This window comes from Salinicola peritrichatus, assembly GCF_003206715.1.
GTDB lineage: Bacteria > Pseudomonadota > Gammaproteobacteria > Pseudomonadales > Halomonadaceae > Salinicola > Salinicola peritrichatus.
Genome location: NZ_PZJU01000084.1, coordinates 1 through 9,017 on the forward strand (window position 1 = coordinate 1; position 9,017 = coordinate 9,017).

Annotated in this window: 9 protein-coding genes and 2 pseudogenes; all 11 read right to left on the bottom strand. The window is 63.8% G+C overall.

All coding sequences use genetic code 11. The features are described 5' to 3' along the window. Positions 1-33 precede the first annotated feature (33 nt). Positions 34-258 (bottom strand): hypothetical protein, encoded by a 225-nt coding sequence (locus DOM57_RS21075; RefSeq protein ID WP_087720112.1) that lies wholly within the window; start codon positions 256-258, stop codon positions 34-36. 105 nt (positions 259-363) lie between these two features. Next, complete coding sequence (locus tag DOM57_RS21080) at positions 364-822, bottom strand: hypothetical protein (protein ID WP_043337196.1); 459 nt, start codon at positions 820-822, stop codon at positions 364-366. Positions 823-888: 66 nt separating this feature from the next. Next, a pseudogene (locus tag DOM57_RS22800) lies at positions 889-2,681 on the bottom strand (DUF3141 domain-containing protein). Continuing rightward, positions 2,638-2,844 (bottom strand): annotated as a pseudogene (locus tag DOM57_RS21090) (hypothetical protein); the annotation flags it as partial. The pseudogenes DOM57_RS22800 and DOM57_RS21090, both read right to left, overlap by 44 nt. Positions 2,845-2,928: 84 nt before the next feature. Next, positions 2,929-3,588 (bottom strand): methyltransferase family protein, encoded by a 660-nt coding sequence (locus DOM57_RS21095; protein ID WP_087720110.1) that lies wholly within the window; start codon positions 3,586-3,588, stop codon positions 2,929-2,931. After that, entirely contained in the window at positions 3,581-3,826 is a 246-nt protein-coding gene (locus DOM57_RS21100; protein ID WP_110651651.1) for a DUF2933 domain-containing protein, read from the bottom strand. The genes DOM57_RS21095 and DOM57_RS21100 overlap by 8 nt, the downstream gene beginning before the upstream one ends. A 2-nt stretch (positions 3,827-3,828) precedes the next feature. After that, positions 3,829-6,237 (bottom strand): copper-transporting P-type ATPase, encoded by a 2,409-nt coding sequence (locus tag DOM57_RS21105; RefSeq protein ID WP_275425994.1) that lies wholly within the window; start codon positions 6,235-6,237, stop codon positions 3,829-3,831. A gap of 100 nt (positions 6,238-6,337) precedes the next feature. After that, positions 6,338-6,592: an SHOCT domain-containing protein gene (locus DOM57_RS21110; RefSeq protein WP_043337204.1), complete on the bottom strand. Its 255-nt coding sequence runs from the start codon at positions 6,590-6,592 to the stop codon at positions 6,338-6,340. A gap of 177 nt (positions 6,593-6,769) precedes the next feature. Then, positions 6,770-7,441, bottom strand: coding sequence for a methyltransferase family protein (locus tag DOM57_RS21115; RefSeq protein WP_110651653.1), 672 nt, complete (start codon positions 7,439-7,441; stop codon positions 6,770-6,772). Between the two features lie 3 nt (positions 7,442-7,444). Continuing rightward, positions 7,445-7,783 carry a DUF5676 family membrane protein gene (locus DOM57_RS21120; protein ID WP_110651655.1) on the bottom strand — a complete coding sequence of 113 codons (339 nt, stop codon included), beginning with the start codon at positions 7,781-7,783 and terminating at the stop codon, positions 7,445-7,447. Then, a complete protein-coding gene (locus tag DOM57_RS21125; RefSeq protein ID WP_110651657.1) occupies positions 7,776-8,129 on the bottom strand; it encodes a YHS domain-containing protein in 354 nt (117 codons plus the stop codon). The genes DOM57_RS21120 and DOM57_RS21125 overlap by 8 nt, the downstream gene beginning before the upstream one ends. Positions 8,130-9,017 lie beyond the last annotated feature (888 nt).

Consider the following 9,017-nt stretch of genomic DNA (forward strand, 5'->3'; position numbering starts at 1 on the left):
GATCATACACTCAAAATCAGGTGGCCAGATTCACTATGCCACTACACACCCGATCGCCGCGGCGGCCTCGACGATCTCGGTGGGACGGCCGATGAGCACCGGCTCGGCGATGCCCAGCCTCGCCGCCTCGCGAAGCGTCTCCAGCACGGCGGCCTGGGCCGCGTTGACCACGGCGACGCGGATCGGGTTACCGCCACCGGCTCGCTGAATCAGATCATCGAGCGTCGCAAGGGCCACTGGCGTTGCCGTCTGGGTCATGTCACCTCCTGGGTGTTGGTTAATGTGCGCTGCACGTGCCGGGCGATCATCCGTTCTTCATTAGTGGCTACGACCTCTGCTTAGACGGCCCTGTAGCGTCGACATCTATAGATCCCGAGCCCGGTTGATCTGCTGGGACAGACGCATCGCCTCGTGTTCCTCCAGCTTCAAGAGCTCGCGAACGAGATCCCGAGCCTCGGGGATGTCGGCGCGTCCTTCCAGGTAGCGGTATAGCGCGATGACCTGATCGTGCAGCGAGAAGACTTCCCGGCTGATGTCTTCGAAGCCCATCTCGGCATAGGGCAAATTGCACGCCTGATGGGGTTTGATGGGCGCATGCGACAGATAATCGTAGACCCAGGTGTTTAGGGCCTTGGGGTCGGCCTGCTTCTCGAAGCTGGCCACGGTGTGCTCCAGGACCGCCTCGTGATCGGCGAGATACTCCAGCAGTGATTTGGCCCGTGCCTCCTCCTGCCGGGTGGCACAGTGCCTGAAGCACTCGGCCAACTGGGCATGCAGCTGGCGAGTCCAGTCGATCAGGTCATGAAAGGTCTCGATCTTCATTTATTGCTCTCCATTAGTGGGTTGCTCTATAGGTATTGGCTGTAAACCGGGTCGGCTTCGACTGGGTCACTCGTTCTCGCTCCACCATCCCCCGCCGTAGAGGCTGCGAAACCCCATCTCGTACATGCTGTCGCGGGTCGTGCCGGCAAGCTCCAGCGTCGAGGCGATAGAGTCGCTCAACAGCGTCTCCCATTGCCGATAGGGGGTGTCACTATCGATCGGCGCCGGTGCGGTCTCTACCATCTCGGCCAGCCACTTCACACCGGTCATCCAGGGGGAGAAGCGTTCCGAGTACATCAGCCGGCTGGTCCGCGCCGGATGCAGTTGACGCAGCACCTCGGCTGACCAGGGGGTGGTGTAAAACCGCACCCAGGGCCCGACGAAGGTCTCGTAGAGGGCCACATTGTGCTCGGAGAGCGCTCGCACCCCTTCGAACGCCGGGGCCTGGTCGGGAAAGTTCAGGTCTTCCACGCGGCGCTCCTCGAAGCGCACCTGGAACTGGGGCTTGTGACAGTCGGGGTCGCCGGTGGGGTTGTCGATGCGCATCTCGTAGAGGCCAGGGGCCAGGTCATTCAGATTGCCGACGCTCTCGAGGATCGCTCGGTGCTCGAGGCGCGCCACCTTGGAGGAGACGAAGATGCCCAGATGCCCGACGTGGGGATTGAGCAGGTAGACGATACGCTGGTCGGCGGCCTTGAGTGCCGCGGTATCGGGATAGACCGCGGGGATCCAGTTGAGCGCCTGATGGGTGGGGTGATGTTGTCGCCGCCGGAGGCGAAGATCACCAGGGGGTTGCGGATGCGCTTGAGGTCGACGCTACAGCCGGGGCAGACCTCGAGCTCGCCACGCTCCAGCTTGTTGCCGACGAAAAGGTTCTCGACGATGGCAACGATCTCCTCTTTGCTCAGGCTATAGAAGCCCGTCCACCAGCGCTCGAACTCGAGGAAGCGTTCGCGCTGGCCGTCGATGTCGGCGAACAGCTGATAGTCCTTCTGCCACAGGGTATTCGCAGGCTTGAGGGCTTCGAAGTTGGTGGCGAGGTTCGCACCGTCGAAGCGCCCGTCTCCCAGGTCGGCCATCAGGTGCGTCAGCCAGGCACCGCCAAGCAGGCCGCCGGCGAGGCGCATGGGATTGACGCCGGATTCGCCGGTCCAGTAGGAGAGCGGCGAGCCGTTCAGCACCGCCGGCCCGACCAGACCCTCGCAGTCGGCGGAGAGCAGCGCGATGGCCCAGCCCGCCTGGCAGTTACCGTAGAGCACCGGCGGCTGGCCGGGGTGGCGCTCGGCCAGCGTCTCGACGAAGCGGCGCAGGACGTGCAGCACGTCCTCCAGTGTCTGGCCGGGGACGGGCTCGGGGAAGAAGATCACGAAGTAGACCGGGTGTCCCTCGTGGAGCGCCATGCCCACCTCGGAGTCGCGCTTGAAGCCGCCGATGCCTGGGCCGTGGCCGGCACGCGGGTCGACGATCATCACTGGCGGCCTAGTCTCGTCGAGGCAGTCCTCCAGGCAGTCCTCGCCGACCCGGGTGATGCGCAGCAGGGCATAGTTGGCGGGGCGCGCCAGTCGACGGCCATCCACGAGCATCTCGTAATCGAAGTCGAGCAGTGGCGGCTTGCCCGCCTGCTCATGCTCGAGCATGTTGTCCGCGCGCTCACACAGCGTGTCCAGGTAGCGTACGCCGCGTCGCCACAGGTCGGTCTGATAGGCGAGTAGCTCCGTGGCCGGGTGGCTCGGGAGGGTGCCTCCTTCGGGCTCGGGTGCGGTCATCGGGGCGTCCATCTCTGGTGGGGCGGTGGGTTGGCGCTTGCGCGGGGTTTTATGAGCCGTGGGTGGCTTGGTGGTGGATGTTTTGGCGGTCATAGTGGATACCTCTCAGTGTCAGGATGTCGTGGGCGCCGATCTCGATCCGGGACTCGGACAGGAAGCGGTACGGCGGAACCTTCAGGTTGATCGGCGCCGGCACCGCCTTGAACACGCGTCCGGCGAAGTCGAACTGGGAGCCGTGGCAGGGGCAGAAGAAGCCCCGGGCGAGTCGTCGCTGACGACCACGATCGTGCCGACGAGAAAAACGTCTGCTTTTCATGACTGCACCTCTGGGATTTTGTCCTTACAGGCGCCAGCCACTCGTACTCGCCATCCGCAGGTGCGGAATGAAGCGTGGCGTGCGGGCCGCGTAGGTCTGCCATTTGTCGCCAAACTGGCGCGCTACGTCGCGCTCTTCGTGGATCGCCAGTCGTGAGTACATCCACACCAATACCGGGAACATGACCAGGGTCAGCAGGGTGGGCCACTGCAGCAGGAAGCCGGTCATCACCAGCACGAAGCCGGCGTACTGGGGATGCCGGACATGGGCATAGAGCCCGGTGGTGGCCAGTTCTCCCCGCCGCTGGGCGGTATAGAGTGACCGCCAGCCGGCGGCGATGAGCCAGAAACCCGCGGCGATGAACACCATGCTCAGCAGATGGAACGGCCCGAAATGCGGGTTGGCCTGCCAGCCGAACAGCATCTCCAGCAGGTGGCCCGCATCGTGGCTGAACCAGTCCACCTCCGGGTAGCGCGACTGCAGCCAGCCGGAGAGGAAGTAGAGGGTCAGCGGGAAGCCGTACATCTCCGTGAACAGCGCCACCAGGAAGGCGCTGAAGGCCCCGAACGAGCGCCAGTCGCGGCGCGTCTGCGGCTTGAAGAAGCTGAAGGCGAAGAAGATGAAGATCGCCGAGTTGAGAATGACCAGGCCCCACAGCCCATAGGCGGGTACGTCATCACTCATCGCGTCCTCCCTTGTGATCATCATGCCCGCCATGACCCCCGTGGCCTCCATGTCCGCCGTGCATGAACACATGCATTAGCGGACAGGCGAGCAGGATCAGCCAGGGCAGGGCACCGAGCAGGTGGACCTTGTGCTCCTCCCAGAGCAGGAAGCCCATCACCGCCAGGGCGATCGCCACCATCAGCCAGAAGGTGCCCTTGCTCGGTCTGCGGTCCAGCCAGTTTTTCTCGTCATGCATGGTCAGATCCTCACTCGGCGCAGGCGCAGTGAATTCATCACCACCGACAGCGATGAGGCGCTCATCGCAAAGGCGGCGAACATTGGCCCGATCAAAAGGCCGAGGAACGGATAGAGGAGCCCGGCCGCGATCGGCACGCCGGCCCCGTTGTAGACCAGGGCGAAGAACAGGTTCTGCTTGATGTTGCGCATGGTGGCCAGCGACAGCTTGCGGGCACGGACGATGCCGTCGAGGTTGCCCTTGACCAGGGTGAAACCGGCGCTTTCGATCGCCACGTCGGCGCCGGTGCCCATGGCGATGCCCACATCGGCCTGGGCCAGGGCAGGAGCGTCATTTACCCCGTCGCCCGCCATGGCCACCTTGCGGCCTTGTTCCTGCAATTCACGGATGATGCGCGCCTTGTCCTCGGGCAGCACGTCGGCGCGGATCTCATCGATGCCCAGCCGGCCGGCCACCGCCTTGGCCGTGCGCTCGTTGTCGCCGGTGGCCATGATGATGCGAAAGCCGAGTCGGTGCAGCGCCTTCAGGGCATCGGGCGTGGTCTCCTTCACCGGGTCGGCCACGCTGACCAGGCCGGCGATGGCACCGTCGAGCACGACGAACATCACCGTTTCGCCCTGATCGCGGCGGGCGTTCGCGGTCTCGGCGATCCGGCCGCCGTCGAGGCCCAGTTCGGCCATCAGCTTGGCGTTGCCTAGTGCTACCGAGTGGCCGTCCACGACCCCTGTGACGCCCTTGCCGGTCACCGCCTCGAAATCGCTGGCCGCGGCGAGGGAGACGCTGCGCTCCTCGGCGCCGGCGACGATGGCCTCGGCCAGCGGGTGCTCGGAGCCCTTCTCGAGGCTGGCCGCCAGGCGCAACACTTCGGCCTCGTCATGCCCCTCCTCCGGCAGCACCGCCACCAGCTTCGGCTTGCCTTCGGTCAGGGTGCCGGTCTTGTCGACCATCAGGGTGTCGACCTTGGCGAAACGCTCCAGCGCCTCGGCATTCTTGATCAGTACGCCGGCCTGGGCGCCGCGCCCGGTGGCCGTCATGATCGACATCGGGGTGGCCAGGCCCAGGGCACAGGGGCAGGCGATGATCAGCACCGCGACCGCTGAGACCAGCGCATAGGACAGCGCCGGCGCCGGGCCCCAGATCGCCCAGGCGATGAAGGCGACGATGGCGACACCGATCACCGCGGGGACGAAGGTGCCCGCCACCTTGTCGGCGAACTTCTGGATCGGCGCCTGAGATCGCTGTGCCGCAGCGACCATCTCGACGATCTGGCTGAGCATGGTGTCGGCACCGACCCGCGTGGCCTCCATGATCAGGCTGCCCGTGCCGTTGATCGTGGCCCCGGTGACCTTGTCGCCTGCGACCTTCTCCACCGGCACCGGCTCGCCCGAGATCATCGACTCGTCGACCGAGGAGCGGCCCTCGACCACCACGCCGTCCACCGGGACCTTGTCACCGGGCCGTACCCTCAGTTGATCGCCCACCTGCACCTCTTCCAGCGGCACCTCCTCCTCGCTGCCGTCGGGTCGGATCACCCGCGCGGTCTTGGCGGCCATGTCGAGCAGCGCACGGATCGCCTTGCCGGTGCCTTCCCGGGCGCGCAGCTCCATCACCTGCCCCAGCAGCACCAGGGTCACGATCACCGCCGCGGCCTCGAAATAGACACCCACGGTACCGTCTTCCCGGCGGAAGCCGTCGGGGAAGATGTCGGGGACCAGCAGCGCGACGATCGAGAACAGATAGGCGGCACCAACCCCCATGCTGATCAGGCTGAACATGTTGAGGTTCCAGGTGCGGAAGGAGTTGATGCCGCGCACGAAGAATGGCCAGCCAGCCCACAGGATGACTGGTGTGCTCAGCACCAGCTCGATCCACATCGCTGTGCGTTCGCCGAAAAACTCGCGGATCGCCGTGAGGCCAAGAAAGGGGCTCATCGTCAGAACCAGCACCGGCAGCGTGAGCACGGCCGCGACCCAGAAACGGCGGGTGAAGTCGATCAACTCGGGATTCGGCCCTTCATCGCCGACCGTCGCCGATTCGAGCTCCAGCCCCATGCCGCACAGCGGGCAGGCGCCGGGTTGGGTCTGGCGCACTTCCGGGTGCATGGGGCAGGTGTAGACGGCGCCGGCATGCCCGGCCGGCACCTTGTCGTACTGGCCGCCGTGGGCCGGCGCGGAGGCCCCATGACCATGCCCGTCATGCGTCTGCGAGTCGTCGCTTCCCACGGGCACGAGGTGCATGCCGCACTTGGGGCAGTCACCCGGCTGGTCGGAGACGACCTCCGGGTGCATCGGGCAGGTGTATTGGGCGCCACCCTGGCTGCCGGCGGCGTGTTGGTCCGTATCGCCGCTGCCTCGTGTCGGTGCCTCGTGCGAGGAGTGCCCGTGACAATGGTCGTGTTGGTGTTGCGTCATGGAATCGTCTCCGTCGCTTCCGCGTCTTGATTCAACCTCGTGGCCCTATCTCGATAGGGTCGAAACTAATAGTGCCGTATCCAATAATCAGGAGGTGCGATCAAAGCAGAAGATCGCGCTTGCGTTGCTCGTACTCCTCGCGGTCGATTTCTCCCCGGGCGTAGCGTTCTTGAAGAAGGTCCAGGGCCGTTGGCCGCCGTTGAGAAAATGGCTCGCCCCGGCCTCGGGTCAGGCCACGCACCAGGAGAACGGCCAAGGCAATGACGATGCCCCAGAACAACACCATCATGAGCCCGCCGAAGAGCATATGCCCCCAGCCGTAACTCCCCATATACGCCATCATGTCGCCCCACATGGTCGGATCTCCTTTCAAGTTGAATCATCCTGATATCAGGCTAAAACCTGTGGGAGACCCAAGGGTCAAGATAATATGAGGTGAAAGCATGCGGCTCTTGATCCCGGTCAACGTTCGGCATCTTCAGTGGGATGAAATCAACGCCGCCCGCGTGTGTTGATGTGTGAATCCAGGATGTCAGTGAACCCCCGGCTCATCGTGAGTATTGCGTGAGCTACCCGCTAGCTTCCGCCACTGTCCCCAGCGAGGAATGAACATCGGCACCCGCCGCTGGTAGGCGCGATAGGCGTCACCGAACCAGGCCAGCATCTGCCGTTCCTCGCGGTGGGCCAGCCAGGTATAGGCAAGCACGATCACTGGAAACAGGCCGATCGAGAATAGCGTCGGCCAATGCACCACGCCTTCGCCGAACAAGGCGATGAACAAGCCGGTGTATTGGGGATGCCGTACCAGGGCATAGAGTCCGCCGGTCACCAGGTGGTTCTCGCGCCGTGCCTTGTAGACTTGCCGCCAGCCCTGGATAAAGATCCCGATGCCGGTAAACGCCAGGCCGTAACCGAGCAGCATGGAGACAAGCATGCCGGTTTCTCCCAGCCCCACCAGCGTCGACCAGAGACTGGCGCTGACATACTCGCTATCCAGACCGAAGAAACGCACCAGCAGGTAGATAGTGAGTGGAAAGCCATACATCTCGGCGTAGAGCGCGATGATGAAGGCCTGCACCGCGCCGGCACCGGCCCATTCGCGCCAGTTCTTCGGTGCGAAATAGCGATAGAAGAACCAGGACACCAAGACGATGACGATCAGCGCGAGGCCCCAGGCTCCGGTATGATTGATGGATTCGTTCATGGTCTACGCTCCGCTGTGCCGGTTGAGGCGTGTGACAAAGAAGTTGTAGAGCGGGCCGAAGACCAGGGCCACGTACCAGCCGTAGCCGAAGCTTTCAGCCAGGCCCAGGAAGAAGCTTGGCCAACTCAACCAGGTGAAGCCAGGCAGTAGGCGCAGCCAGCTCTCATACATTGCCCGGTCGGGAAACAGCAGGCCGAAGCCGACGCACAGGATGAAGGTCACGGCCAGGAACAGCCCCAGGCTCATCCCGAGTGCGATCACGGGAATCCGTGGCGTGGCCTGAACCGGCAAGCGGGTTCCGTAACGCGGCTTGGCTGTCGACGGAACATCGGCATCAGGCATCTTCGTTCTCCGGTTGGGTAGGCAAGGTCTTTGCTGCAGGTGCGAGATACTGTTCGGGCGCGGCCTCGAAGCGCTCCCGGCAGTCACGAGAGCAGAAGTAAAAGACGTGGCCATCGTGGACGCTCGGCTTGGCCCTTTCGGTTCTGACGGTCTTGCCGCAGACGGGATCGACGTCCTCGGCTGGCGGAATCCACTTCAGCCCCTCGGTGGCGTTTGGATCCTCTGGACTATCGCCGCCATGCTTGCTCCTGCCATGGCGGTGCCCCATGACGTGGGCACCACAGCCAAAGCGCATCATCAGAAAGAGGATCGCTCCCCAAAGCAGGAAGTAAAACAGTGCGTTCATAAATGCCTCATCGTGACTTCCGCTAAGTTGTGCCCCTCACCGAGCCCGCGGGCGTGCTCGCGAATGTTCAGGTTTTTCTCTTGGCGGGGCACGGGTTCCTCCCGCGCGTCGATGTCTGGAATCGCGCGGGGCTAGGGAAACGGGGATGACTTAGACCCTGAAGCGTCGAGTCAATAGGTAGAGCGGAACCGGCGATGGGGCGGGAAGGGCACTTGGCGTGCCGCAGGCGGTGCCATGCCGGGAATCGCCATGGCTAAGGGAAGGGGCTCGAACTCCAGGTCCTGGCGCTCCAGGCGTAACAGGGCGCTGCCGGCCTGGCGAGTGCCATGGCCATGGTGGCAGTGCGGCCGAGGGGGGGGCCGTGTGGATGCGTTCGGCGTTCGAGTGCGTATCTGCGTGAGGCTCAACGCCAACCTGGCCAGACTCAGTAGAGGAGGGAGCATCTGCCGAGGAGGGGTCATCTGCCATTGTGGCGGCGCTAGAGAGCAGTAGCACCATGCCCAGCAGGATGACCAGACCAAAGCGATGCCAGGCGGTGGCAGACCGCGAGGATTGCTTAGGAAATGACGTGTGCCTGGCCATGCGGCAGGGCTCCTGCAGAGTGATGTATATCTTAACCTAGCGCAGATTCGAACCTTGTCCATTGACACGGATCAAGACGGAGCTTGCCGTAAGCTGCAGCGGCCTCATTGAAGTGGTGACCTGGGCGAATGGCTGGGATGTAGTGGTCAAGTGTTTTTGGCCACCGAGCTTTGAGCATTCCAGTAGTTCTTTTCTGCCAAGTTCGGCGGTATCCCATCGTTATGCTTGTGCGGCCTGAGGCTGCTGTAGTAACCGATCATATAATCAGTGACAGATCGCTTCGCCGCAGCGACATCGGGATAGCCG